Consider the following 25,152-nt stretch of genomic DNA (forward strand, 5'->3'; position numbering starts at 1 on the left):
GTTTCCGGTGGGGCCCTTCGACATCGTGCCCGGTGAGGCACTGGCGGAGGATACGAGATTCGAACTCGTGAGGGGTTGCCCCCAACACGCTTTCCAAGCGTGCGCCCTAGGCCACTAGGCGAATCCTCCGCGGCAAACAATACAAGACGCGGGGGAGTGCTCGCGAACTCGTTCGCCGCCCCGGGCATCGGGTACCCTTGGCGCAGCCCCTCACGTGGCGCTATCTGACTGAACTCCCCCAGGGCCGGAAGGCAGCAAGGGTAGGTCGGCTCTGGCGGGTGCGTGAGGGGCCCTTTGCGTTGTGGCCCGGGAGTCCTGAGGCCCGGTGTCCTGAGGCCGGGGGCCTGCGGCGGTGGCCGTGGCCGAGGGGTCGTGGGTGGGGTGCGGGCGCCGGGGTGAGGCCGGGGCGGGGAGAAGGCGCCGGGGCCGGGAGAGGGCCGGAGGCGTGACGGGCCACGGTTGTCGGTGGCCCCCGATAACCTCGTAGATGTGTCGTCCCTTGCGCTGTACCGCCGCTATCGCCCCGAGTCCTTCGCCGAGGTCATCGGGCAGGAGCATGTCACCGACCCGTTGCAGCAGGCCCTGCGGAACAACCGGGTCAATCACGCGTACCTGTTCAGCGGGCCGCGCGGCTGTGGCAAGACGACGAGTGCGCGCATCCTGGCCCGCTGTCTGAACTGTGAGCAAGGTCCCACGCCCACGCCCTGCGGCGAGTGCCAGTCCTGTCGCGATCTGGCGCGCAACGGGCCGGGGTCGATCGATGTCATCGAGATCGACGCCGCCTCCCACGGAGGCGTGGACGACGCGCGCGACCTCCGGGAGAAGGCCTTCTTCGGGCCCGCCAGCAGCCGGTACAAGATCTACATCATCGACGAGGCCCATATGGTCACCCCGCAGGGCTTCAACGCCCTGCTGAAGGTGGTCGAGGAGCCTCCGGAGCACCTCAAGTTCATCTTCGCGACCACCGAGCCCGAGAAGGTCATCGGCACGATCCGTTCGCGTACGCACCACTACCCGTTCCGGCTGGTGCCTCCGGGGACGCTCCGTGAGTATCTGGGTGAGGTGTGTGAGCGGGAGGGGATCCCGGTCGCCGACGGGGTGCTGCCTCTGGTGGTGCGGGCCGGGGCCGGGTCCGTGCGGGACTCGATGTCCGTGATGGACCAGCTGCTGGCGGGGGCGGCCGAGGAGGGTGTGACCTATGCCATGGCCACCGGCCTCCTGGGGTACACCGACGGGGCGCTGCTCGACGAGGTCGTCGACGCCTTCGCGGCCGGTGACGGCGCGGCCGCGTTCGAGGTCGTCGACCGGGTCATCGAAGGGGGCCATGACCCCCGGCGTTTCGTCGCCGACCTGCTGGAGCGCCTGCGGGACCTGGTGATCCTCGCCGCCGTGCCGGACGCGGTGGAGAAGGGGCTGATCGACGCCCCGGCCGATGTGCTGGAGCGGATGCAAGGGCAGGCGTCCGTCCTCGGGGCCGCCGAGCTGAGCCGCGCCGCGGACCTGGTCAACACCGGGCTCACGGAGATGCGCGGTGCCACCGCCCCCCGGCTCCAGCTGGAGCTGATCTGCGCGCGGGTGCTGCTGCCCGCCGCCTATGACGACGAGCGGTCGGTGCAGGCGCGGCTCGACCGGCTGGAGCGTGGTGTCTCGTTCGCGGCCGCGGCGCCCGCGGGCACCCCGCCGATGGGGTACATCCCAGGCCCTGGCGCCGCCGCGCATATGCCTGGTCCCGATGGTCCGGTGGGTCAGGGCGTACGGGGCGGGGCGCCCGCTCCCGGGCCTGTGCCGACGGCTCCGGCCGTGGCTCCCAGTGTGCCTCCGCGACCCGCGACTCCTCCGGCCGCTCAGGCCCCTCCGGTTCCTCCCACTCCTCCGGTTCCTCCGACTCCTCCGGCCGAGGCCACCGCCGCTCCGGTCTCCGACGCCGTTCCTCCCGTTCCGTCCGCGCCTCCGGCTGGACCCGCCGAGCCTCCCGCCCGCCCGGGAGCCTGGCCCGCCGCCGGCGCTCCCACCACCCCCGCCGCCGAGAGCGCCCGGCGGCCCGGGGGCTGGCCGACCGCGGCCGCCCCGGGCCAGGGTCCACGGCCCGCGCCCGCGCAGCCGAGCGCGCCCCCGGGGGCGCCGTCCGCCGGGTCCGCGCCCGCTTCCGCCGCGCCGTCCGGCGCCATGACCCAGGGCGCCGGACAGGTGCGGAACATGTGGCCGGACATCCTGGAGGCGGTCAAGAACCGCCGACGCTTCACCTGGATCCTGCTGAGCCAGAACGCCCATGTCGCGGGCTTCGACGGCACCACGCTCCAGATCGGCTTCGTCAACGCCGGTGCTCGCGACACGTTCACGAGCAGTGGCAGCGAGGACGTGCTGCGGCAGGCGCTCGCCGAGCAGTTCAACGTGGGATGGAAGCTGGAAGCGATCGTCGATCCCTCGGGTGGCGTGGGCGGACCCGGTCCCTCCGCACCGTCCGGTGGCGGTTTCGGCGGTGGTGGCTTCGCCGGCGGTGGACGTCCGGCTCCGCCTCCGGCCGCCCGGCCCGCGGGGCCCCCGCCTGTCGCGCCCCCGCAGCCGAGCACCCCTCCGGCCGTGTCGGCCTCCGCCGCCCCGCCCCGGCCCGCGTCGCCGCCGCCTGTGGCCGCCCCCGTACCGCCTCCGCCGTCGGTCGCGCTGGAGGACGACGTTCCGGAGGATGACGATCCGGATCTGGTCGACTCCGCGCTCTCCGGGCACGATCTGATCGTCCGGGAGCTCGGAGCGACGGTCATAGAGGAGTTCCCCAACGAGTGACGAGGCCCTGGCGGCGCCGACCGACGACCCCGCGCCCTGGAGGAACGTACGAACGGCGGGGAGGCCCACTTAGGAGGGGCGTACAGCGCCGAGACCGGCGGCGGTTAGGCTGACGGGCGTGAAGGTCCTCGTCATCGGCGGCGGCGCCCGCGAACACGCCCTGTGCCGCTCTCTCTCCCTCGACCCCGACGTCACCGCGGTGCACTGCGCACCCGGTAACGCAGGCATCGGCGAGGTCGCCGAACTGCACCCGGTCGACGCCCAGGACGGCGACGCCGTCGCCCGGCTCGCCCACGAGCTGGAGGCCGGGCTCGTCGTCGTCGGCCCGGAGGCGCCGCTCGTCGCCGGGGTCGCCGACGCCGTGCGCGCCGCGGGCATCCCCTGCTTCGGCCCCTCCCGCGAGGCGGCCCAACTGGAAGGCTCCAAGGCGTTCGCCAAGGAGATCATGGCTGCGGCCGGGGTGCCGACGGCGCGGAGTTATGTCTGTGCCAACGCCGAGGAGATCGACGAGGCCCTCGACGCCTTCGGCGCTCCCTACGTCGTCAAGGACGACGGCCTCGCGGCCGGGAAGGGCGTTGTCGTCACCGCCGACCTGGCCGCCGCCCGCGAGCACGCGCTCGCCTGCGACCGCGTCGTGATCGAGGAGTTCCTCGACGGCCCCGAGGTTTCGCTCTTCGCCGTCACCGACGGCCGTACGGTCGTGCCGCTCACCCCCGCACAGGACTTCAAGCGCGCCCTCGACGGCGACGAGGGCCCCAACACCGGGGGCATGGGCGCCTACTCGCCGCTGCCGTGGGCCGACCCCAAGCTGGTGGACGAGGTCCTGGAGAGCGTGCTCCAGCCCACCGTGGACGAACTGCGGCGACGCGGAACCCCCTTCTGTGGCCTGCTCTACGCGGGGCTCGCGATCACCTCGCGCGGGGTCCGGGTGATCGAGTTCAACGCGCGCTTCGGTGACCCCGAGACCCAGGTCGTGCTCGCCCGGCTGCGGACCCCCCTCGCGGGCCTGCTGCTCCGCGCCGCCGACGGCACCCTCGACGACCAGCCGCCGCTGCGATGGCGGGACGACGCCGCCGTCACCGTCGTCGTCGCCTCGCACAACTACCCGGGCACTCCGCGTACCGGCGACCCGATCGAGGGGCTCACCGAGGTCGCGGAGACGGACGCTCCGCACGCCTATGTCCTGCACGCCGGGACCCGGCGCGAGGGCGACGCCGTCGTGAGTGCGGGCGGCCGGGTGCTCTCGGTGACCGCGACCGGGAAGGACCTGCGGCAGGCGCGCGAGCGGGCGTACGCGGCGATCGGCCGGATCCGTCTGGACGGCGGGCAGCACCGTACGGACATCGCCCTGACGGCGGCGGAGGAGTAGACCGCCCGGTGCGCGGCGGGCGCCGGTACGCCGTACGCGGTGCCCGCCCGCCGCACGAGAGGTACCGCGCTCGGGTCCGGGGTTCGCCCTCGGCCCGTTCCGCGCCCCAGCCGCCCCCGCCCGCCCAGCCGGGGGCCTGGGCGCCGTGGTGAGGGCTCCGGGCATCGACTGGTCCCGAACCCGGGCTCGGACCGGTCCCGAACCCGGGCATCGACCGGTCCCGAACCAGAATCTCGGCTGGTCCCGAACCCGGGCATCAACCGGTCTCAGAGGGCGCGCCGGTGCGGATGCTCAGGGCGTGCGGTCTCTTCGCGCCTTCTCGACAGACCTCTGTACGCGTCGCCGACCGCCCGCGTCCGTGCGCCCCTGACCTGCACTTCTCGCGGTCGCGCGCCCGCGTACGCCGGTTCCCTCCCGTGCCGTCACCCCTGGCCCGCGGACACGGGTGATCACCCCACCGCGTCAGGCCTTCCCCGTACGCGCCGGCCAGCACTCATACGGTGCTCCGCGGGCTCTCCGTGGACCGTCGGCGCGCCCGCGCGGCCCGTGGAACGTAGCTGCCCATGTGTCCGGTCCGCCCCCCTTTCGGCCCGGTCCGCCACCGCGCGATCCGGGGCCGCGCGCCCTCGGTGGCGGGCCGGCCCAGGCACGGCGGGACATGGCTCCCGCGCCATTCCATCGGGTGACACTGAGCCATCCGGATGACGCCCGCCTGTGCCCCAACTAGGGTGCGGCGCAGGTGTTCCGGCACTTGGCCCACCGGCATTGCGATGTCAGTGGGCGGTGCCACAGTGGGGGAGTGACCACCGTCGCAGGGCAGCAGCAGAGGGGGTGAGATCGGCCGTGTCCGCCACCGGTATCGGCGAGTCGATCGGAGCGCAGGCCGCGCGTTCGCGGGCGCTGGCCATCCTGCGCGTGCGCGGCAGAGCGCTGGCCGTCGCGTTGTTGCCCGCCGCCTTCGCCATCGTGCTCCTCACAGGCGGTGCGACGGGACATATGACGGGCGCGGGGTGGGACATCGCGCGCTGGGTCCTCGGGGTGGCCGCCGTCGTCGTCCTGTTGCTGGCCGCCGTCGTGGCCGCGGTGATCACCCGAGCCAGTCCCGCCCTCAGCCCCACCGTCGAGCTGCCAGAGCACGCGGCTCCGGATCTCTACCGGCTCGTGCGTGACCTCGCCGACCGCCTCCAGGTGCCCGCCCCCTCCGCGCTGGCGCTCACGCCGGACTGCGACAGCTGGCTGGAGGACCGTTCCCATCCCGCCCATGCCCGGCTGTCGGCGATACCGACGGCGCGCCACCGCTCGGCCGAGGCGCCCGTGCTGGTGATCGGTTCGCCCTTCCTGTGGTGGATGCGGGTCGGTGAGCTGCGCGCCCTGCTCGCGCCCGTGGTGGCCGGGACCGGGCTCTCGGCGCATCCCGACATAGCGGCCGCGCGCCGGTTCGTCCGGGGGCTCGACGCGGCCGTCGCGGTGGCGTCCCGGCCCGGCCATGGACTCATACGCCCGCTGCGGCAGGTGGCGAGAGGCCTGGGAAGCCTTGTCGGAGGGATCGCGCGGCTGTTGTTGCGCGGGTGCCGGGCGCACGCGGGGGAGATGGAGCGCGGGGTCGCCGCCGCCGCTTCGGAGCGTGCCCAGGCGGTGGACTACGGGCTGCGGATCGTCGCCCAGGAACAGGTCGGCCTGGCGTACGCGGGGTGGGACAGGCTGCTGACCCGGGTCGCCCTGCCCGCCTGGCGCATGGGCCGCTGGCCCTCCCGGCTGGACGCGGGCGTCGTCTCGGCGCTCACCGAGCTCTCCCGCCGGGACCGGCTCGCCGAGGGCTTCACCTCACGTCTGGGTGAGCGGCCCGCCTGTGACCTGCTGGAGGAGCCCGGAGCGGTCGACCAGGCGACCTCCCTGCTCGCCGCCCGCCTCTTCCACGGCGGTCCAGCCGAGTCCGGCGCCGACTGGTCCCCGGTGGACTGGCAGCAGTATCCGGAGGAGGTCGTGGACCGTAAGTGGCGTACGGAGGCCGCCAGGCTCCATCGTGTCCTGGACGAACTGGGGGTACGCGCCGTCGGCGGCCCGGAGGGTCCGACGCTCGCCCGGGTACTGGGCCATCTGACGGGCCGGGGCGCGGAACAGCCAACGGAACCGGCGGAGCGGCCAGAGCAGCCGGAACAACCAGAACAAGCAGAGCAGCCGGAACAACCAGAACAGCCGGAACGGCTAGAACGGCTAGAACAGCCGGAACACGGTACGGAACAGGGGGAGGCGCTCGCGGCGGGCATCAGCGCGGCGGTCGCCCGGGAGGACGCTCTGCGCGAAGCGGCGGCGGCCGGGCCGATCGCCGGGAGCCCGGGGAGCGCGTGCGACGGCTGGGGAGCCGACCCCCTGCCGCTCTTCCCCCTCCTGCCGCCCCGTACCGGGCGGGAACTGCTCGCCGACCATGTCACCGCCATGGTCTGCTGTGCCGCGGTCGACACGGCGGGCGCCGCGCCCGGCCTCGACTGGCTCGACGGTCCCGTCCTGCTCATCCGGGGCGAGCGTTGTCCCGAACTGATGTCACCGGTGCTCAGCCTGACCGAGGACGGCGATCCGGGGCCGCTCCGCAACTGGCTCCAGGCGGCCGGTGTCCGGGTGGAGAAGCCGGTCCGACTCGTCTAGCGCCTGGTGTGCAGGTGCTGGTCACAGCCGCTCGTCGCGGGCTGCGACCAGCCAGGGGCCTCTCGTTTGGATCATGCTGGGCCCGCGGCCCCGACCTGCCCGTTTCGCCCCCGGTGCCCTCCGCCGCCGCCCTCCAGGCCCCCCGCACGCCTCCAGGCCACCCGCTCGGCTCCGCGCCCCACGGGCGCCCGCGCCCCGGGCGGCTCGCACTGCCCGCGCCCCCTGCGGCTCGCACCGCCCGCTCCCCGGGCGGCCCGCACCGAGCCGCTGTCCGGCTCACCTCCGCGCGTGTCCTCCACGCCCCGTCCCCACCTCCGTACCACCGGCGCGCGCTGGATCGCGGGCTTCCGCCGGGACCGGTGCGCCCTGCGCACGCCTGTCGCGCGCCGAGCAGGGGTACACCACCACCGTCCGCGTCCGCGCCGCTTCCCGCGCGTCAGCGACCCCGCGCACTGTCCTGAGCCCGCGCCCGTTCCGTACGACCCGGGTGAGACCCCGCGCCCGGAGTGACTCCGTACGACCCCTCGTCCACCGCCCCGCCCCCAGGGCGACCTGCCCAGGGCTGGCGTTCTGCCACGGCGGGATGGTCGAGGAGGCAACAATTCACGACGAAGGGTGACGGCGTGCATGCGTTATGTGATGTGCTGGAGGAGAGCGCCGAAGGTTTCGGCGCTCCAGGCCTGTCCGGGGGCATCACGTCCGTCCGGGGCACCGAGGGAGGGCGCATGGGGGCGGAGCGGCACATCGGGCGGTGGGAATCGGGTGCGCTGGCCCATGCCGTGTCCGATCCGTTCGGACAGGGGCCGTTGCCGTGGCTGCGGGCGAGCGAGCAGTATCTCGACGCCAGCGGCAAGGTGGTCCCCTGGTACGCGGATCCGGATCTGGGCAGGCCGAGCGGGGTGCGTACCGCCGACGACGTACGGCGGCAGATCAAGGGCTTCGCCTCGGCGGGAGCGGTCTCACCGGGGGAGGCGATCGACTTCCACATCACGGTGGACCCGCCCCAGCAGTTCTCGGTGGACGTCTACCGCATCGGCCACTACGCGGGCCACAACGCGTTCAAGGCCACCACCAGCCCGCGGCTCCCCGGGATCGTGCAGCCGTCGCCGCTCACCGCCGACCGGACGGTCTCCTGCCACCACTGGTGGCTCTCCTGGCGGCTCCAGGTTCCCCCGGACTGGGTGATCGGCGCCTATGTCGCGGTTCTGACGACCATCGACGGACACCGCTCCCACATTCCGTTCACCATCCGGGACGAGCACCCCGCCGATCTGCTGCTGTTGCTGCCGGACATCACCTGGCAGGCGTACAACCTCTATCCGGAGGATGGCCGTACGGGCGCGAGCCTCTACCACGCGTGGGACGGCGAGGGGAGGCTGCTCGGGGAGCGGGACGCGGCTGTCACGGTCTCCTTCGACCGGCCGTACGCGGGATCCGGGCTGCCGATGCACGTCGGCCACGCCTATGACTTCATCCGCTGGGCCGAGCGGTACGGATACGACCTCGCCTACGCCAACACCAGCGATCTCCACGCGGGCCGGGTCGACCCCACGCGCTACCGGGGGCTGGTCTTCCCCGGTCATGACGAGTACTGGTCGGCGGCGATGCGCCGCACCGTGGAGGCGGCCCGCGACCACGGCACCTCGCTCGTCTTCCTCTCCGCCAACACGATGTACTGGCAGGTCCAGCTCGGAGCCTCGCCCTCCGGAAGGGCCGACCGGCTGCTGACCTGCCGCAAGCGCCGCGGCCCCGGCAAGCCGGCGCTGTGGCGCGAGGTCGACCGGCCCGAGCAGCAACTGCTCGGCATCCAGTACGTGGGGCGGGTGCCCGAACCGCACCCGCTGATCGTGCGGAACGCCAACCACTGGCTGTGGGAGAACACCGGCGCGGGGGAGGGCGACGAACTGCCCGGACTCGTCGCGGGCGAGGCCGACCGCTACTTCCCCCGCACCCCGCTCCCCGATCACCTCCGGCGCATCCTGCTGGCCCACTCCCCGTACCGCGACGGCGACGGAGTGATCCGCTACCAGGAGACCTCCCTCTACCGCTCCCCGTCCGGGGCCCTCGTCTTCGCCTCCGGCACCTTCGCCTGGTCACCGGCGCTCGACCGGCCGGGGCATGTGGACCCCCGTGTCCAGCGCGCGACCGCGAACCTGCTGGACCGCATCTGCAAACGGGACTGACGGCGATCCGTGATCCGTCCTGACGGCACCCCGCCCCTGTCCCACCACCCTTGCCCCGCCCCCACCCCGCGCTCCGCCACACCATGCGGAACAATCGGCACCAGTTGTCAGAACCACGGGGAGGAACCGTGTCCGGATTCGTCGAAAAGCCCGAACCGCTTCAGGTGCCGGGTCTGGTGCATCTGCACACCGGCAAGGTGCGCGACCTGTACCAGAACGAGGCCGGGGACCTCGTCATGGTCGCCAGCGACCGTATCTCCGCCTATGACTGGGTGCTGCCCACGGAGATCCCCGACAAGGGCCGGGTCCTCACCCAGCTCTCCCTCTGGTGGTTCGACCTCCTTCAGGACCTCGTCCCCCACCACGTCCTCAGCACCGAGCTCCCCGACGGCGCCCCGGCCGACTGGGAGGGCCGCACCCTGGTCTGCCGCTCCCTGCGGATGGTCCCGGTCGAGTGCGTGGCCCGTGGCTACCTCACCGGGTCGGGCCTGGCGGAGTACGAGAGCTCCCGCACCGTCTGCGGCCTCGCGCTCCCCGAGGGTCTGAGCGACGGCTCCGAGCTGCCCGCCCCGATCTTCACCCCGGCGACCAAGGCCGCCGTCGGCGACCACGACGAGAACGTCAGTTACGAGGAGGTCGCCCGCCAGGTCGGTGCCGAGACCGCCGCCCTGCTGCGTCAGACCACGCTCGCCGTCTACGGCCGCGCCCGCGATATCGCCCGCGACCGGGGCATCATCCTCGCCGACACCAAGTTCGAGTTCGGGCTCGACGGTGACGGTGGGCTGGTCCTCGCCGACGAGGTGCTCACCCCGGACTCATCGCGTTTCTGGCCCGCCGCCTCCTGGCAGCCCGGCCGCCCCCAGCCCTCGTACGACAAGCAGTACGTCAGGGACTGGCTCACCTCCCCCGCCTCCGGCTGGGACCGCCGCGCCGAGCAGCCGCCGCCCGCGCTGCCGCCCTCGGTGGTGGCGGCGACCCGCGCCAAGTACGTGGAGGCGTACGAGCAGCTGACCGGCACCGCCTGGTCCTAGCCGACCGGCCGACCGGGTGGGGTCCAGCGCCGAGCGGTGGTGGACCCCACCCGGGTCAGGGCATGGAAAAGGCCCCGGTCTCAAGGACCGGGGCCTTTCCTCATGGAGCGGACGACCAGGTTCGAACTGGCGACCTCAACCTTGGCAAGGTTGCGCTCTACCAACTGAGCTACGTCCGCGTTGCGCCGTGGCGCGCTGCTCACTATACCCAACCGCGCTCCCGGGCGAGACGGACCGCCGTGTGCCGGTTCTCCGCGCCCAGTTTCGCGGCGGCGGCGGAGAGGTAGTTCCGTACGGTTCCCCGGGAGAGGCAGGCCCGCTCGGCGATCTCCGCGATGGGGGCGCCGTCGGCGGCCAGTGCCAGCACCTCGGCCTCGCGCGCGGTCAGCGGGGAGTCTCCCGTCGAGATCGCGTCGGCCGCCAACTCCGGGTCCACATAACGGTTCCCGGCGTGCACGGTACGGATGATCTCCGCCAGCCGCTGGGCGCTGAGGGTCTTGGGGACGAACCCGCGCACCCCCGCCTCCAGCGCCCGCTTGAGATGGCCGGGCAGGCCATGGCTGGTGACGATCATCGTCCGGCACTCCGGCAGCCGCTCCCGCAGCGATGTGGCCACACTCACACCGTCCGCCCCCGGCATCTGGAGATCGAGCACGGCCACATCCGGCCGGTGGGTGAGGGCCATGGCGAGCGCCTCGGTCCCGGACGCCGCCTCCGCGACGACCACGAGGTCGTCTTCGAGGGCGAGGAGCGCGGCGAGCGCGCCACGGATCAGATGCTCGTCGTCGGCGAGGAGTACGCGTACGGTCATGCCGAGCCCTTCCCGTCCCCCGCACCCGCCGGGGCCTCGGCCCGCCGGGGCACCCGTACCGTCAGCCGGAAGTGTCCCGTACGCACGGGACCCGCCTCCAGGGCGCCGCCCAGCGGGGCCAGCCGCTCCCGCAGGCCCGCGAGCCCGGTTCCGCCGGCCGCACCCATGCCCGGGGCCGTACCCGCGTCCGCGTCCGCGGCGGAACCGGAACCACCCGTCCCCACCGTGGCTCCCTCCGCGCCGTCGTTCTCCACTGTCAGCACCACCGTGCCGTCCGGACAGCCCACCGAGATCGTGCAGCGGCGGGCGTCACCGTGCCGCAGCACGTTGGTCGTGGCCTCGCGCACCACCCAGCCCAGCACCGGCCGGACCGGTTCCGGCACCTCGCCGGGCCCCTGGACGACCGTGCACTCGATCCCGGCGGCGTTGAGCACACCCCGCGCCCCTTCCAGCTCCACCCGGAGATCGGCCTCGCGATAGCCGCGCACCACGTCCCGCACCTCGCGCTGGGCGTCCCGGGCGATCCGCTGGACCTCGGTCATCTGCTCCACCGCCTCCGGCCGCCCGCGCCGGGCGAGTTCGGTGGCCAGTTCGCTCTTCAGCGCGATCACGGCCAGATTCCGGCCGAGGACGTCATGGAGGTCCCGGGCGAAACGCAGCCGCTCCTCGGCGACCGCCAGCCGGGCCCGGGTGTCCCGGGCCTCGTGCAGTTCCCACAGCATCGCCAGCACCCAGAGCGAGAACCGCACCGCCAGCGCCGACCAGCCGGACGCCAGCAGGATGATGACGGAGAACACCGCCACCCGTACGGCCTCGACGCCCAGCAGCAGGGACAGCCCGCTCAGCGTCGCCATGGCGACGAGCTGGACCACCACGCTGACCCGTGGCGGCACGATCAGCGCGTGCACGGTCAGGAACTGCGTCGACAGCAGGGTGAGCATGGCGATCACCGCCGCCGGATCGCCCCCGGCCGACGGTGACGCCAGCAGCAGGATCACGGCGGCGGTCGTGACGACGCTCGCCGCCGACCAGCCGAGCAGGGTCCGGGACACCGGCCCCCGCCCCAGATAGGCGTCCATCGCCCGGCGGGCGAACCGGACGCAGACCAGTGTCGCGGTGATCACGAGGGCCACCACGAGCACCACCAGCGGGACGGCGGCGTTCCCGTGGACCGGACTGGATATCGCCGTGAGGACGAGTACCAGACAGGTCATACCCAGCAGCGCGTAGACCGTGGCCCGGGTGAACAGATCCACCCGGGACAGCCTGTTCCGCTCTCTCCAGCCTCGCACCCGCACCCATCCCCACTGCCCGGCCCCTCCGGGCCCGCACCTGACCGGCCCCGGACGGGCCCTCGCTCAGCGCCGGGGTTCCCAGCGGAACCACCGCCGCACAGCAAACACCGAGAGCGCGGCCCAGACCAGCGAGGTCACCGCCGCCGACGCCACCTCCGCCCCTCCGGCACCACCGAGCCACCCCGTCCGCACCAGGGTCATCGCGCCGGTCATGGGCAGGAGTTCGGCGATACGGGAGAGCTGGTCCGGCAGGTTCTCCAGCGGGACGAAGAGGCCGGAGCCCATGATCGACAGCAGGAACACCGGCATTGTGGTGAGCTGGGCGGACTCCGTCGTCCGGGTCACCACCGTGGTCACCGCCGCCAGCGCGACCAGCACCACGACGACGAGGACGATCCCGGCCACGAGCAGTTCCGGGCGCCGGGGCGCCGACAGGTCCAGCGCGGCCGTCCCGGCGACCGCCAGGACCACGCACTGGGTGAGCCCCAGGGCGACCGAGGGGAGCGCGGTGCCGAGGAGGATCTCGGGGTCGGACAGCTCGCCCGTACGCAGCCGTTTGAGCACCAGTTCCTCACGGCGGGCCACATAGAACGAGACGAGGTTCATATGGACGACCAGGAGGAGCACCATCCCGATCCCGCCGATCACCATGCCCTCACCGACACTCATCCCGGTCCCGTCCAGGTCCATCTGCGCCAGGGAGGACTTCAGGACGAGGACCATCACGACCGGCATCAGCAGCGCCGTGGTGAGCGCGGTCCGGTTGCGGACGAGCAGGGTCACCTCGGCCCGCGCCAGGGCGGCCAGCCGTCCGCCGGCGCCCCGGAGCGCCGGGGACGACGGCCGCCCCACCGCTCTCCCCGCTGTCGTCGCGCCGGCCCGGTTCCGTGACGCTCTCCAGTCCGCCATCTCACACCACCACCCGGTCGGTCAGGGGCGCGTCCGAGCGCGCGATCTCCAAGAACGCCTCCTCCAGTGAGGCCGAGCGCGCGTCCAGCTCCTCCAGCCGGGTCCCCGTCCGCCCGGCCCACGCCAGCAGCTCCCCGAGGGAGTGCTGGAGATCCTGGGTACGGATCTCCACCCGTCGGCCCTCGGCCCCGGCCCGCAGCGAGAGCGGCAGCCGCGCGGCCGGAACGCCCTCCGGCAGCAGGAAACGGATCCGGGACGGCCGGGCGGCCGTCACCTCGGCGGGGGTGCCGGAGACCACCACCCGGCCCCCGTGCATGATCGACAGCCGGTCGGCCAGCGACTCGGCCTCCTCCAGATAGTGGGTGGTCAGCAGGACGGTGGTGCCGCTGTCGCGCAGCGCCCGCACCAGGTCCCACGTGTCGCGCCGGCCCTCGGCGTCCAGTCCGGTCGTCGGCTCGTCGAGGAAGAGCACCTCGGGGCGGCCCAGCAGCGCCAGCGCCAGATCGAGCCGCCGCCGCTCACCGCCGGAGAGCTGTTTGACCCGCACGCTCGCGCGGCCGCCGAGGCCCACGAGATCCAGCGCTTCCGCGACCGGTCGCGCGCCGGTGGTGCAGCCCGCCCACATCCGGGTGGTCTCGGTGACGGTCAGATCGGCGGGGAAGCCGCCCTCCTGGAGCATCACCCCGATCCGGGGCCGCACGGTGGTCCGCTCGCGGTACGGGTCGTGCCCCAGCACCCGGACGGTGCCGCCGCTGGGCGCGGCGAGCCCCTCCAGCACCTCGACGGTGGAAGTCTTCCCGGCGCCGTTGGTCCCGAGCAGGGCGAAGATCTCACCGCGCGACACGGAGAAGGAGATTCCGCTCACGGCCTCGAAGCCGCCGGCGTAGCTTCGCCGCAGCTCCTCCACCGTGATCACATTCTGGTCCGTGGTCATGTCCCCACCTTTTCGGCCGTACGGGGACGAGGGCAGTGCGGACTGTCATGGGTCCCGATGACAAATGTCATGGCGAGGCGGGTCCGGAACCGGCCGGGCGGACCGGGCACGAGCCGCCCGTGGCCGGAACGAGCCCCACGAGCCGGAACGATTCCCCCGCGCGGCGAACCCGTACCCGTACCCGTCGCAACGGGCGGGGTGAAGGGTCTGCACCCGGAGCGAGCGGCCCGCCGCCGCGATCCGCCGCGCCCAGCCCCGATCCGCCCGCGAGGACCACGACCGGTGAGGACAACGGCCCGCCAAGCCGGGAACACCCGCGAACCCGGGAACACCCGCCACACCGAAGACGCCCGCGAAGCCGAAGATCACGCGTCACACATGGGCAGACGAAAAAGGCCCTGACTCCGGAGAATCAGGGCCTTCAACAGAGCGGACGACCAGGTTCGAACTGGCGACCTCAACCTTGGCAAGGTTGCGCTCTACCAACTGAGCTACGTCCGCATTGCTGCCGCTCGGCTCTCACCGGGCGGTGCGACCACCACTCTACCTGATCCACAACTGTGGTCGGTAAAGGAGAGGAGAGCGGGTGACAGGAATCGCACACTGCGCCTTCCCCCTGGAAGGGGGATGTTCTGCTACTGAACTACACCCGCACGCTGCTGAGGTGGGGCCTTTCGGCCTCGCCCCTCGGCGTGAGTCAGACTTTAGCCGACGACCCCGGGTGTGGCGCAACTCGTGATCGCCATGGGCCGCCGACGGGTGCCCGGCCGGCGGCCCACGGGCTCAACTCGCCTGCCGGAACGCCTCGTAGACGGCCTTGGGGATGCGGCCGCGCGCGGGCACATCCATCTTGTTGGAGAGCGCCCAGGCGCGGACCGCCGCGGGTGAGGGCTCCAGGGAGGTGTGCTTGTAGGTGGTGACCTTGGGGCGGGAGCGCCGTCCGCCGCCCGTCTGCTTTCGGCCCGCCGCCATGTAGGGCGCCAGGGCCTTGCGCAGCTTCTTTGCGTTGGCGGGATTCAGGTCGATCTCGTACGACTTCCCGTCCAGGCCGAACCTCACCGTTTCCGCGGCTTCTCCGCCGTCGATGTCGTCGAAGAGCGCGACCACTACTCGCTGAGCCACGGATATCGGTCCTTTCTCGCGGCACCCCGAGTCATACCGTGCTGACATGCGGAGATACCGCCTTTCCGGCGGTCGAGTGCAGAAGCTGCTTTCCTCTGCATTCCTTTGTACAGCGGCGGGCGGTGTACTGGGAAGCCCACGCAATTGCGTCCGCGTGTCCCCGGCAAAGTTGGGGGCGGTATTTTCCCGGGAATACCCTTCTATATCTACGCGAGTAGATTTTCCCGGCGGGTACGCTGAGGGAACCCCTTCGCAACACATCACCGGGAGTGCACGTGGCACGCGTCGTGGTCGACGTCATGCTCAAGCCCGAGATCCTCGACCCCCAGGGACAGGCGGTGCAGCGCGCACTGCCCCGCCTCGGATTCGACGGGATCGCGGACGTCCGTCAGGGAAAGCGTTTCGAGCTGGAGGTGGAGGGTCCGGTCGACGACGCCGCCCTCGCCCGCATCCACGAGATGGCTGAAACGTTCCTCGCCAACACCGTCATCGAGGACTTCGTCGTGAAGGTGGAGTCGTGACGGCTCGTATCGGCGTCGTCACCTTCCCCGGCACGCTGGACGACCGGGACAGCCTGCGGGCCGTACGGCTCGCGGGCGCCGAGCCGGTCTCGCTGTGGCACCGCGACAAGGACCTCCACCAGGTCGACGCGGTGGTGCTCGCCGGAGGCTTCTCGTACGGCGACTATCTGCGCGCCGGGGCCATTTCCCGCTTCTCGCCGGTGATGGAGACCATCATCGACCAGGCGCGGGCCGGGATGCCGGTCCTTGGTATCTGCAACGGCTTCCAGATCCTCACCGAGTCGCATCTGCTGCCCGGCGCCATGCTGCGCAACAACCACCTGCACTTCATCTGCCGCGACCAGAAGCTGCGGGTGGAGAACGCGGGGACCGCCTGGACCTCCGACTACGAGACGGGCCAGGAGATCTCCGTACCCCTGAAGAACATCGACGGCCGCTATGTCGCCGACGAGCGGGTGCTGGACGAGCTGGAGGCGGAGGGCCGGGTGGCGTTCCGCTATCTGGACACCAACCCCAACGGCTCGCTGCGGGACATCGCCGGGATCACCAACGCCGAGGGCAATGTCGTCGGTCTGATGCCCCATCCCGAGCACGCCGTCGAGCCGTTGATCGGCACCGGCCGCACCGACGGCCTCGCCTTCTTCACCTCGATCATCAAGAGGCTGGTCACCGCATGACCCTGGACACCACCAAGCACGCCGCCGCCACCCCCGACGCCGGGCAGCCCTGGGCCGAACTCGGGCTCAAGGAGGACGAGTACGCGCGGATCCGGGAGATCCTGGGCCGCCGTCCCACCGGGGCCGAGCTGGCGATGTACTCGGTCATGTGGTCCGAGCACTGCTCGTACAAGTCCAGCAAGGTGCACTTGCGGCAGTTCGGCGAGAAGGCGCCCGAGAACGACGCGCTGCTCGTCGGCATCGGTGAGAACGCGGGCGTCGTGGACGTCGGCCAGGGCTACGCGGTCACCTTCAAGGTCGAGTCGCACAACCACCCCTCGTATATCGAGCCCTACCAGGGCGCGGCCACCGGCATCGGTGGCATCGTCCGCGACATCCTGGCGATGGGCGCCCGTCCGGTCGCCGTCGTGGATCCGCTGCGGTTCGGCGCGGCCGACCACCCCGACACCAAGCGGGTGCTGCCCGGGGTCGTCGCGGGCATCGGCGGCTACGGCAACTGCCTGGGCCTGCCGAACATCGGCGGCGAGGTCGTCTTCGACTCCTGCTACCAGGGCAACCCGCTGGTCAACGCGGGCTGTATCGGGGTGATGCGGCACGAGGACATCCATCTGGCGAAGGCCTCGGGCCCCGGCAACAAGGTCATCCTCTACGGCGCCCGCACGGGCGGCGACGGTATCGGCGGCGTCTCCGTGCTCGCCTCCGAGACCTTCGACGCGACCGGCCCCGCCAAGCGCCCCGCCGTGCAGGTCGGCGACCCGTTCCAGGAGAAGCTCCTCATCGAGTGCACCCTGGAGATCTTCGCGGAGAAGCTGGTCGCGGGCATCCAGGACCTCGGCGGTGCCGGGCTCTCCTGCGCCACCTCCGAGCTGGCGAGCGCCGGTTCGGGCGGCATGCGGGTCGAGCTGGACGCGGTGCCGCTGCGTGACGCGACGCTCTCGCCGGAGGAGATCCTCATGAGCGAGTCGCAGGAGCGCATGTGCGCCATCGTCGAGCCGGACAAGGTCGAGCGCTTCCTGGAGATCTGCGAGAAGTGGGATGTCATCGCCACGGTGATCGGTGAGGTCACCGAGGGCGAGCGGCTGGAGATCTACTGGCACGGCGAGCAGATCGTCGATGTGCCGCCGCGGACCGTCGCCCACGAGGGCCCGGTCTACGAGCGTCCGTACGCCCGTCCGGAGTGGCAGGACGCGCTCCAGGCCGATGACGCGGGCGCGCTGCCCCGCCCGTCGGCCCCGGAGGAGCTGCGGGAGCAGGTGCTGGCGCTGGTCGCGTCGCCCAACCAGGCGTCGAAGGCGTGGATCACCGACCAGTACGACCGTTTCGTGCAGGGCAACACGGTGCTGGCCCAGCCCGAGGACGCGGGCATGGTCCGGATCGACGAGGCCAGCAACCTCGGCGTCGCCCTCGCCACCGACGGCAACGGCCGCTACACCAAGCTCGACCCGTACACCGGTGCCCAGCTCGCGCTGGCCGAGGCGTACCGCAATGTCGCCGCGACCGGCGCCCGGCCGCTCGCGGTCTCCGACTGCCTCAACTTCGGCTCCCCCGAGGACCCGGGTGTGATGTGGCAGTTCGCCGAGGCCACCCGGGGGCTGGCGGACGCCTGTCTGACTCTGGGCACCCCGGTCACCGGCGGCAATGTCTCGCTCTACAACCAGACCGGTGAGACGGCGATCCACCCGACGCCGGTCGTCGCGGTGCTCGGCGTGATCGACGACGTCAGCCGTCGTACGCCGATGGCCTTCGCGCAGGAGGGCCAGCTGCTCTACCTGCTCGGTGACACCCGCGAGGAGTTCGGTGGTTCGGCCTGGTCGCAGGTGGTCCATGACCATCTCGGCGGGCTGCCCCCGGCCGTCGACCTGGAGCGGGAGCGGCTGCTGGCCGAGATCCTGATCGCCGCCTCCCGGGACGGGATGGTGGACGCCGCCCACGACCTGTCGGACGGCGGGCTCATCCAGGCGGTCGTGGAGTCCTGCCTCCGTGGCGGTACGGGCGCGCGGCTGGTCGTCCCGGACGGGCTGGACGCCTTCACGCTGCTGTTCAGCGAGTCGGCGGGGCGCGCGGTCGTCTCGGTGCCGCGCAGCGAGGAGCTGCGGTTCACCGACATGTGCGGCGCCCGCGGGCTGCCCGCGACCCGGATCGGTGTCGTGGACGGTGACGCGGTCGAGCTCCAGGGCGTGTTCACGCTGTCGCTGGACGAGCTGCGCACGGCGCACGAGGAGACGATCCCGGCGCTGCTGGTCTGACCCCGGCCCCGGGACCCGGGGTCCCGTGACGGCATGACCTGAGGAAGGCCCCTGTCGGTGACCCACCGGCGGGGGCCTTTCCGCGTTCCCGATTCATGAGATTACGTAGATACGTATATGCTGATCGTCATGGAACTGGAGGAGCGGGTCGCGGAGCTGGAACGGCGACTGGACGCCCTGGAGACACGCGAACGGGCCCCCGGCGCCGTCGCGGGCGACTTCTGGGCGCTGGAGGGGTTCAAAGAGCGGTTGCGCGAACTCGGCGCGGACGACGGGGGAGTGCTCTTCACCGGCACCGTCCGACTGCCCACCCAGGAGCGGTACGACTGGCAGATCGGCGCCCTGACCAGCGACCTCTTCGAGGGCGAGTGGGGCGGTGCGGCCGACGCGCTCGCCGCGCTCGGCAGCCCGGTGCGGCTGCGGCTGCTCCGGGAGATCCTCGGCGGCCGCCGCACCGCCGCCGAACTGACCGAACTGGACGGCCTCGGCACCACCGGCCAGACCTACCACCATCTGCGCCAGCTCAGCGCCACCGGCTGGCTCCACACCACGGGCCGGGGCCGGTACGAGGTGCCGCCGGGCCGGGTGGTCCCGCTGCTGGTGATCCTCACGGCGGCACGGCCATGACACCCGGCCGGGCCGCCGCGGCGAGCGACCCCGGCGGCCGTCCGGCCCCGGCGAGCGGCCCGTACCCGCCCATGACATCCGTTCCGGCCGAGCCATCCCACCAAGGGGGAACACCGACCATGTCCACGCGGACCCGCAAACTCCTGATGGTCCTCTACCGGGCCTCCTGGATCACCTTCGTGGTGATGATCGTGGTCAGCTTCACCGTGGAGCTGCCGCTGGACTGGGCCTGGGGGTTCGCCCCGGCCGTGGCCGCCCTGGTCATCGGGTCCGTCGTGACGCGGTCCCAGCGCGCCGCGCACTCCACCGCGACCGCGCGGACCGCCGTCGAGTGCCTCGCCCCGGTCGCCGGGCGCTGGAGCGCCCTCAACAGCCCCGCCGACAAGGTCCCGAGCCATGGCACCCACGCCTATGGCCAGAGCTACGCCATCGACATCACCGCCGAGCCGGAGGAGGGGACCCGGCCCGGGTTCTCCCTCTTCTGGCCGCTGGTGCGCCGCCCGTCGGCCTACCCGGCCTTCGGCGCGCCCCTGCTCGCCGTCGCCGACGCCACGGTCGTCCACGCCTCGGACGGCCAGCGCGACCACCTCAGCCGCTCCTCGCTGCCGATGATCTTCTATTTGTTGCTGCTGGAGGGCGCGTTCCGGGACATGTTCGGCCCGTCCCGGATCATCGGCAACACCGTGGTCCTGGACCTCGGCGGCGGTACGTACGCGCTGTACGCCCATGTCCAGCGCGGCTCGCTGATGGTACGGACCGGCGACCGGGTCAGCGCGGGCCAGCCGATCGCGCGCTGCGGCAACTCCGGCAACTCCACCGAACCGCATGTCCACTTCCAGCTGATGGACGGCACCGACCCGGACACCGCGCGCGGGATCCCCTTCCGCTGGACGGGCGTCGGCGTCCCGGCCAACAAGCAGCGGTTCACGGTCGACCCGGACGATCCGTACGCCTCGGTCGTCGAGGAGCTCGACGGCGCCGCCGGTGCCGACGCCGCCGGGGGTGCCGAGCGGGGCGACGGCGAGAAGTCGCCGGGCACCGGGCTGTCGCTGACCGGCGACGGACGCTGACCAGAACCTGTCCGGCGGATCGTGGGCGCGGCCCGGGAGGCGCCCGGCACGGACGCCGCCGCCCGGTCCACAGGACACGTCCTAAGCTCGGGGCATGGCCCGATCGCGCACCCGCAGCTATGACTTCGCCGTCCTCCGCACCGCCGTCCTCACCCAGTTCGGGCAGGTCGCCACGGCGGTCGAGGGCCTGACTCCCGAGCAGCTCGCGCTGCCCACCCGGCTCGGCTCCTGGACGGTCCGGGAGCTGGCCAGCCATCTCTCGTACGCCCTCCATGTCGTCGTCCGCGAACTGGCGCTGCCCGAGCCGCCGAAGGCGGAACTCGCGCTGCTGGAGTGGCCGTTCGCGACCGAGGCCGCCGCCGGGGCGATCGACACCGACGTACGGGCGCTCTCCGCCGCCGCGGAGCCCGCGGAGGGCTTCGACCGGGTGGCGCTGGAGCGGGCGCTCCAGGGGCCCGGGGCCCGGCCCGAGCGGCCGGTGGCCATCCGGGTCGGGGCCATGCGGCTGTCGGATCTGCTGGTCACCCGGGTCGTCGAACTCGTCGTCCACACCGACGATCTCAACGACGCCACCGGTCTGGAGATCCCCATCGACCGTCAGGCGCTGGCCGTCTGTACCCGGCTGCTCGCCGACGCCCTCGCGGTGAAGGCCCCCGGCGGCGCGGTGGAGGTCCGGGTACCACCGTTCGCCGTCGTCCAGTGCGGGGAGGGCCCGCGGCACACCCGGGGCACCCCGCCCAACGTGGTGGAGACCGATCCGCTGACCTGGATCCGGCTGGCCAGCGGGCGGACCAGCTGGGCCGAGGCACGGGAACAGGCCCGGGTCAGCGCCAGCGGTGAACGCGCCGACCTGGGTGGACTCCTGCCGGTCATGCGCTGAGCCCGGTGGCCGCGCGCGGTGACCGTCCGGCCGCGCTGACCGTATGCGCGGGCTGGACGGTCACCCCTCCCGTACCGCCTTCCCGTACCGCCTTCCCGTACCGAAAAACGCTCGCACAGGAGAGCGGACGAAGGGGAACCGGAAGAACGGGGGGTCCGTCGGAGGGGTATGCGTACCCGACTGAGCATTCCCGTCACCGTCCTCGCGCTCCTCGCGCTCGCCGCCTGCGGTGATGAGAAGTCCACCGGAGCGGGCTCCGGCGGCGGGGCGGCGGCGAAGGTCGCCACCGATCTGCCCCTGACCGGGGCGCGCTGGGGCGTCGACAGCGTCACCGTGGGCGGGAAGACCACCGCCGGGACCGGTGCCGCCCATATCGAGCTGACCGCCAAGGGCCGGGCCCAGGGCAGCTTCGGCTGCAACCAGTTCGGGGCCGCCGCCGATCTCGCGGGCTCCACCCTCACCGTGACCGGCGGCGACCGGACCGAGATGGCCTGCACCGACCCGGGGACCCAGCGGCTGGAGGACGCCCTGGCGGCCACCTTCCAGGGGCGGCTCAGCGCCCGGCTCGATGGCGAGAAACTGACCCTGACCAGCGCCAAGGGCGACACGATCGCGCTCAGTGCGCAGCAGAAGGCGCCGCTCACCACGACGACCTGGATGGTGAGTTCGATGATGGAGCGGGATCTGCTGGTACCGCTCCCGGCGGGGACCGAGAACCGGGCGAAGCTGACTTTCGGCGCGGACGGGACCGTACGCGGAAACCTCGGCTGCAACACGTTCAGCGGGACCGCGACCATCTCCGGCGAGACGATCACCTTCGGGGCGCTGGCCACGAGCAGGCGGCTGTGCGCGGGCACCGCCGGCCAGCTGGAGGCGCATCTGATCAAGGTCCTCAAGGGCAAGGCCACCTTCGCGGTGAAGCACCACGCGCTCAGCATCACCGGGCCCGACGGCCAGGGCCTCTCCGCGACGGCCACCCCCTGAATCCCGTCTCCGCCCGGGGCGTTTCCCGTCCCGGGCCGCGACGGCCCGCTCATGGAGTACGCGGTCCCCTTTCCCACCCCGGCAGCGGTTCTTCCCCGCTGTTCCCCGCCGTTCCCCGCCGTTTCGGCGGATGTCATCCCGCCCCCGGCGGCGGTTCCGCGTCCGGCCCCCGGTGGGTTTTTCTTCCGGCCCCTGACGCACAGGACACGGCCCACCGGGCGGAAGGGCACTCCCGAATTCGGACCAGTGGTCGATCTCGCCTACACTCGGTGCCGTGCCACGTGGTGACGGTCGACTCAATCACGATCTGCTCCCCGGTGAGAAAGGCCCGCAGGACGCGTGTGGCGTCTTCGGTGTCTGGGCCCCCGGCGAAGAGGTCGCAAAGCTCACGTACTTCGGGCTCTACGCCCTCCAGCATCGGGGCCAGGAATCCGCGGGAATCGCGGTCAGCAATGGCTCCCAGATCCTCGTCTTCAAGGACATGGGGCTGGTCTCCCAGGTCTTCGACGAAACCTCCCTCGGCTCCCTGCGCGGACATATCGCCGTCGGACACGCCCGCTACTCGACCACCGGCGCCTCCGTCTGGGAGAACGCCCAGCCCACCTTCCGGGCCACCGCGAACGGATCGATCGCGCTCGGCCACAACGGCAACCTGGTCAACACCGCCCAGCTCGCGGAGATGGTCGCCGACCTGCCCCGCCAGGACGGGCGCGCCACCCAGGTCGCCGCCACCAACGACACCGACCTGGTCACGGCCCTCCTCGCGGGCCAGACCGACGAGGACGGCAAGCCGCTGCCGATCGAGGACGCCGCCGCCCGGGTCCTCCCGGCCGTCCGGGGAGCCTTCTCCCTGGTCTTCATGGACGAGTCCACGCTCTACGCGGCCCGGGACCCGCAGGGCATCCGCCCGCTGGTCCTCGGACGTCTGGAGCGCGGCTGGGTGGTCGCCAGCGAGTCCGCCGCCCTCGACATCTGCGGCGCCAGCTTCGTCCGCGAGATCGAGCCCGGCGAGATGATCGCCATCGACGAGAACGGCGTACGCACCTCTCGATTCGCGGATGCGAAGCCGAAGGGCTGTGTCTTCGAGTATGTCTACCTGGCCCGCCCCGACACCGACATCGCCGGGCGCAATGTCTATCTCTCCCGGGTCGAGATGGGCCGGAAACTGGCCAGAGAGGCACCGGCCGACGCCGATCTGGTGATAGCGACACCGGAGTCCGGCACCCCCGCCGCCGTCGGCTACGCCGAGGCGAGCGGTATCCCCTACGGCTCCGGCCTGGTCAAGAACGCCTACGTCGGGCGGACCTTCATCCAGCCCTCCCAGACCATCCGCCAGCTCGGCATCCGGCTGAAGCTCAACCCGCTGCGCGAGGTCATCCGGGGCAAGCGGCTGGTCGTCGTCGACGACTCCATCGTCCGGGGCAACACCCAGCGCGCGCTCGTCAAGATGCTGCGCGAGGCCGGGGCCGCCGAGGTCCATGTCCGGATCTCCTCCCCGCCGGTGAAGTGGCCCTGCTTCTTCGGCATCGACTTCGCCACCCGCGCGGAGCTGATCGCCAATGGGATGACCATCGAGGAGATCGGCGCCTCCCTGGGCGCCGACTCGCTCGCGTACATCTCCCTCGACGGCATGATCGAGGCCACCACCATCCCCAAGAAGAACCTCTGCCGGGCCTGCTTCGACGGCGAGTACCCGATGGAGCTGCCCGACCCCGAGCTGCTCGGCAAGCAGCTCCTGGAGACGGAGCTGGCGGGCGGCGCCGACGCCGCCGACGCGCTCCGCCGACCGTAGAGCGCTTCCGATGGATCAGGCCGGATCAGTGGACGGGACAGCGCTCCCGGCTCCGCTGACCCGGCCGGATCCACCGGAGACGTTCCCAGGGCTCACGGTGAGCCACCGAGCGGTGGCCCTCACCCGGGGGCCCGCGACCACGACACGAAAGCCCCTTGTGCCATGACTGCTGAGTCTTCTGCGACCTCCGTACCCTCCGCGGGCGCCAGCTACGCGAGCGCGGGCGTCGACATCGAGGCGGGCGACCGCGCCGTCGAGCTGATGAAGGAGTGGGTCAGGAAGACCCGCCGCCCCGAGGTGCTCGGCGGTCTCGGCGGCTTCGCCGGACTCTTCGACGCCTCCGCCCTCAAGCGGTACGAGCGTCCGCTGCTCGCCTCCGCCACCGACGGCGTCGGCACCAAGGTCGACCTCGCCCGGCGGATGGGCGTCTACGACACCATCGGCCATGACCTGGTCGGCATGGTCGTCGACGACATCGTGGTCTGCGGCGCCGAGCCGCTCTTCATGACCGACTACATCTGCGTCGGCAAGGTCCACCCCGAGCGGGTCGCCGCGATCGTCAAGGGCATCGCGGAGGGATGTGTCCTGGCGGGCTGCGCCCTGATCGGCGGGGAGACCGCCGAGCACCCGGGCCTGCTGGGCGAGGACGACTTCGACGTGGCGGGCGCGGGCACCGGTGTGGTCGAGGCCGACCGGCTGCTGGGCCCCGATCGCATCCGTACGGGGGACGCGGTCATCGCGATGGCCTCGTCCGGCCTTCACTCCAACGGGTACTCCCTGGTCCGTCACGTCCTGTTCGACCGGGCCGGGATGACGCTCGACCAGCGGGTCGAGGAGTTCGGCCGCACGCTGGGCGAGGAGCTGCTGGAGCCCACCAAGATCTACTCGCTGGACTGTCTGGCGCTGTTGCGCGCGGCGGAGGTGCACGGCTTCAGCCATGTCACCGGCGGCGGGCTCGCGGCCAACCTGGCCCGGGTGATCCCCGACGGTCTGCACGCGATCGTCGACCGTTCCACCTGGACCCCTGGCCCCGTCTTCGACCTCGTCGGGCGGGCCGGTCAGGTCGAGCGGCTGGAGCTGGAGAAGACCCTCAACATGGGCGTCGGCATGATCGCCGTGGTCCCGGAGGAGTCCGCCGAGGTGGCGCTGACCCTGCTGGCCGACCGGGGCGTCGACGCCTGGGTGGCCGGGGAGATCACCGAGCGTGGCGAGCACACCACGGGTGCGGCACTGGTCGGGGAGTACGCGAACTGAGCGTCGGGCCGCCCCCGCGGGGG

Annotated in this window: 19 protein-coding genes, 4 tRNA genes and 1 other RNA gene; 15 read left to right on the forward strand and 9 right to left on the reverse strand. The window is 72.2% G+C overall.

All coding sequences use genetic code 11. The features are described 5' to 3' along the window. Positions 1 to 41: 41 nt before the first annotated feature. Positions 42 to 129, reverse strand: a tRNA-Ser gene (locus tag ACFVIM_RS15435). 73 nt (positions 130 to 202) lie between these two features. On the opposite strand from ACFVIM_RS15435, the gene ffs reads away from it, so the two are divergent. From ffs to ACFVIM_RS15465, 6 genes are all read left to right on the forward strand, one after another. Next, positions 203 to 297: signal recognition particle sRNA small type (gene ffs / locus ACFVIM_RS15440), an RNA gene on the forward strand. Between the two features lie 192 nt (positions 298 to 489). Beyond that, positions 490 to 2,781: a DNA polymerase III subunit gamma and tau gene (locus ACFVIM_RS15445; RefSeq protein WP_384301330.1), complete on the forward strand. Its 2,292-nt coding sequence runs from the start codon at positions 490 to 492 to the stop codon at positions 2,779 to 2,781. A 118-nt stretch (positions 2,782 to 2,899) separates the two neighbouring features. Then, positions 2,900 to 4,150, forward strand: a complete 1,251-nt coding sequence (gene purD / locus ACFVIM_RS15450; protein ID WP_384301332.1) for a phosphoribosylamine--glycine ligase — start codon at positions 2,900 to 2,902, stop codon at positions 4,148 to 4,150. An 843-nt stretch (positions 4,151 to 4,993) separates the two neighbouring features. Then, positions 4,994 to 6,793 (forward strand): hypothetical protein, encoded by a 1,800-nt coding sequence (locus ACFVIM_RS15455; protein ID WP_384301334.1) that lies wholly within the window; start codon positions 4,994 to 4,996, stop codon positions 6,791 to 6,793. A 725-nt stretch (positions 6,794 to 7,518) separates the two neighbouring features. Next, complete coding sequence (locus tag ACFVIM_RS15460; RefSeq protein ID WP_384301355.1) at positions 7,519 to 8,976, forward strand: N,N-dimethylformamidase beta subunit family domain-containing protein; 1,458 nt, start codon at positions 7,519 to 7,521, stop codon at positions 8,974 to 8,976. Between the two features lie 128 nt (positions 8,977 to 9,104). Then, positions 9,105 to 10,007, forward strand: coding sequence for a phosphoribosylaminoimidazolesuccinocarboxamide synthase (locus tag ACFVIM_RS15465; RefSeq protein ID WP_384301336.1), 903 nt, complete (start codon positions 9,105 to 9,107; stop codon positions 10,005 to 10,007). A 103-nt stretch (positions 10,008 to 10,110) separates the two neighbouring features. Here ACFVIM_RS15465 and ACFVIM_RS15470 read toward each other — a convergent pair. The 8 genes from ACFVIM_RS15470 to ACFVIM_RS15505 form a co-directional block, all read right to left on the reverse strand. Further along, a tRNA-Gly gene (locus tag ACFVIM_RS15470) sits at positions 10,111 to 10,186 on the reverse strand. A 23-nt stretch (positions 10,187 to 10,209) separates the two neighbouring features. Continuing rightward, positions 10,210 to 10,818 carry a DNA-binding response regulator gene (locus tag ACFVIM_RS15475; RefSeq protein ID WP_384301338.1) on the reverse strand — a complete coding sequence of 203 codons (609 nt, stop codon included), beginning with the start codon at positions 10,816 to 10,818 and terminating at the stop codon, positions 10,210 to 10,212. Continuing rightward, complete coding sequence (locus ACFVIM_RS15480; protein WP_384301340.1) at positions 10,815 to 12,074, reverse strand: sensor histidine kinase; 1,260 nt, start codon at positions 12,072 to 12,074, stop codon at positions 10,815 to 10,817. Before ACFVIM_RS15480 ends, ACFVIM_RS15475 begins: the two co-directional genes overlap by 4 nt. Before the next feature lie 102 nt (positions 12,075 to 12,176). Further along, the gene (locus ACFVIM_RS15485; RefSeq protein WP_384301342.1) at positions 12,177 to 13,022 is read right to left on the reverse strand and encodes an ABC transporter permease; all 846 of its coding nucleotides are present in this window, start codon (positions 13,020 to 13,022) and stop codon (positions 12,177 to 12,179) included. 1 nt (position 13,023) lies between these two features. Then, entirely contained in the window at positions 13,024 to 13,956 is a 933-nt protein-coding gene (locus ACFVIM_RS15490; protein ID WP_384301344.1) for an ABC transporter ATP-binding protein, read from the reverse strand. A gap of 428 nt (positions 13,957 to 14,384) precedes the next feature. Then, positions 14,385 to 14,457: transfer RNA gene (locus tag ACFVIM_RS15495), tRNA-Gly, on the reverse strand. An 80-nt stretch (positions 14,458 to 14,537) separates the two neighbouring features. After that, a tRNA-Gly gene (locus ACFVIM_RS15500) sits at positions 14,538 to 14,609 on the reverse strand. A 130-nt stretch (positions 14,610 to 14,739) separates the two neighbouring features. Further along, entirely contained in the window at positions 14,740 to 15,078 is a 339-nt protein-coding gene (locus tag ACFVIM_RS15505) for an Lsr2 family protein (protein ID WP_384301346.1), read from the reverse strand. A gap of 275 nt (positions 15,079 to 15,353) precedes the next feature. Between ACFVIM_RS15505 and purS the strand changes: the two genes are divergently transcribed. From purS to purM, 9 genes are all read left to right on the forward strand, one after another. Further along, positions 15,354 to 15,599, forward strand: a complete 246-nt coding sequence (gene purS, locus ACFVIM_RS15510) for a phosphoribosylformylglycinamidine synthase subunit PurS (protein WP_215092426.1) — start codon at positions 15,354 to 15,356, stop codon at positions 15,597 to 15,599. After that, a complete protein-coding gene (purQ, locus tag ACFVIM_RS15515; RefSeq protein WP_384301347.1) occupies positions 15,596 to 16,276 on the forward strand; it encodes a phosphoribosylformylglycinamidine synthase subunit PurQ in 681 nt (226 codons plus the stop codon). Before purS ends, purQ begins: the two co-directional genes overlap by 4 nt. Further along, positions 16,273 to 18,522 (forward strand): phosphoribosylformylglycinamidine synthase subunit PurL, encoded by a 2,250-nt coding sequence (gene purL, locus ACFVIM_RS15520; RefSeq protein ID WP_384301348.1) that lies wholly within the window; start codon positions 16,273 to 16,275, stop codon positions 18,520 to 18,522. The genes purQ and purL overlap by 4 nt, the downstream gene beginning before the upstream one ends. Positions 18,523 to 18,651: 129 nt before the next feature. After that, the gene (locus tag ACFVIM_RS15525) at positions 18,652 to 19,149 is read left to right on the forward strand and encodes an ArsR family transcriptional regulator (protein WP_384301356.1); all 498 of its coding nucleotides are present in this window, start codon (positions 18,652 to 18,654) and stop codon (positions 19,147 to 19,149) included. 119 nt (positions 19,150 to 19,268) lie between these two features. Continuing rightward, positions 19,269 to 20,219, forward strand: a complete 951-nt coding sequence (locus ACFVIM_RS15530; RefSeq protein WP_384301349.1) for a M23 family metallopeptidase — start codon at positions 19,269 to 19,271, stop codon at positions 20,217 to 20,219. Positions 20,220 to 20,427: 208 nt separating this feature from the next. Then, entirely contained in the window at positions 20,428 to 21,099 is a 672-nt protein-coding gene (locus tag ACFVIM_RS15535; protein WP_384301357.1) for a sterol carrier family protein, read from the forward strand. A 168-nt stretch (positions 21,100 to 21,267) separates the two neighbouring features. Further along, positions 21,268 to 22,083, forward strand: coding sequence for an META domain-containing protein (locus tag ACFVIM_RS15540; protein ID WP_384301351.1), 816 nt, complete (start codon positions 21,268 to 21,270; stop codon positions 22,081 to 22,083). Between the two features lie 274 nt (positions 22,084 to 22,357). After that, positions 22,358 to 23,875, forward strand: coding sequence for an amidophosphoribosyltransferase (gene purF / locus ACFVIM_RS15545; protein ID WP_384301352.1), 1,518 nt, complete (start codon positions 22,358 to 22,360; stop codon positions 23,873 to 23,875). A 162-nt stretch (positions 23,876 to 24,037) separates the two neighbouring features. Further along, positions 24,038 to 25,129 (forward strand): phosphoribosylformylglycinamidine cyclo-ligase, encoded by a 1,092-nt coding sequence (purM, locus tag ACFVIM_RS15550; RefSeq protein ID WP_384301353.1) that lies wholly within the window; start codon positions 24,038 to 24,040, stop codon positions 25,127 to 25,129. Positions 25,130 to 25,152 lie beyond the last annotated feature (23 nt).

Source organism: Streptomyces sp. NPDC057638 (assembly GCF_042800315.1).
Lineage (GTDB): Bacteria > Actinomycetota > Actinomycetes > Streptomycetales > Streptomycetaceae > Streptomyces.

Excerpts from the sequence above, each read along its gene's own strand:
- ACFVIM_RS15540 (WP_384301351.1), top strand. The coding sequence starts at position 21,268 with ATGCGTACCCGACTGAGCATTCCCGTCACCGTCCTCGCGCTCCTCGCG.
- ACFVIM_RS15525 (WP_384301356.1), top strand. The coding sequence starts at position 18,652 with ATGGAACTGGAGGAGCGGGTCGCGGAGCTGGAACGGCGACTGGACGCC.
- purM (WP_384301353.1), top strand. The coding sequence starts at position 24,038 with ATGACTGCTGAGTCTTCTGCGACCTCCGTACCCTCCGCGGGCGCCAGC.
- ACFVIM_RS15530 (WP_384301349.1), top strand. The coding sequence starts at position 19,269 with ATGTCCACGCGGACCCGCAAACTCCTGATGGTCCTCTACCGGGCCTCC.
- ACFVIM_RS15485 (WP_384301342.1), bottom strand. The coding sequence starts at position 13,022 with ATGGCGGACTGGAGAGCGTCACGGAACCGGGCCGGCGCGACGACAGCG.
- ACFVIM_RS15490 (WP_384301344.1), bottom strand. The coding sequence starts at position 13,956 with ATGACCACGGACCAGAATGTGATCACGGTGGAGGAGCTGCGGCGAAGC.
- ACFVIM_RS15475 (WP_384301338.1), bottom strand. The coding sequence starts at position 10,818 with ATGACCGTACGCGTACTCCTCGCCGACGACGAGCATCTGATCCGTGGC.
- ACFVIM_RS15460 (WP_384301355.1), top strand. The coding sequence starts at position 7,519 with ATGGGGGCGGAGCGGCACATCGGGCGGTGGGAATCGGGTGCGCTGGCC.
- purL (WP_384301348.1), top strand. The coding sequence starts at position 16,273 with ATGACCCTGGACACCACCAAGCACGCCGCCGCCACCCCCGACGCCGGG.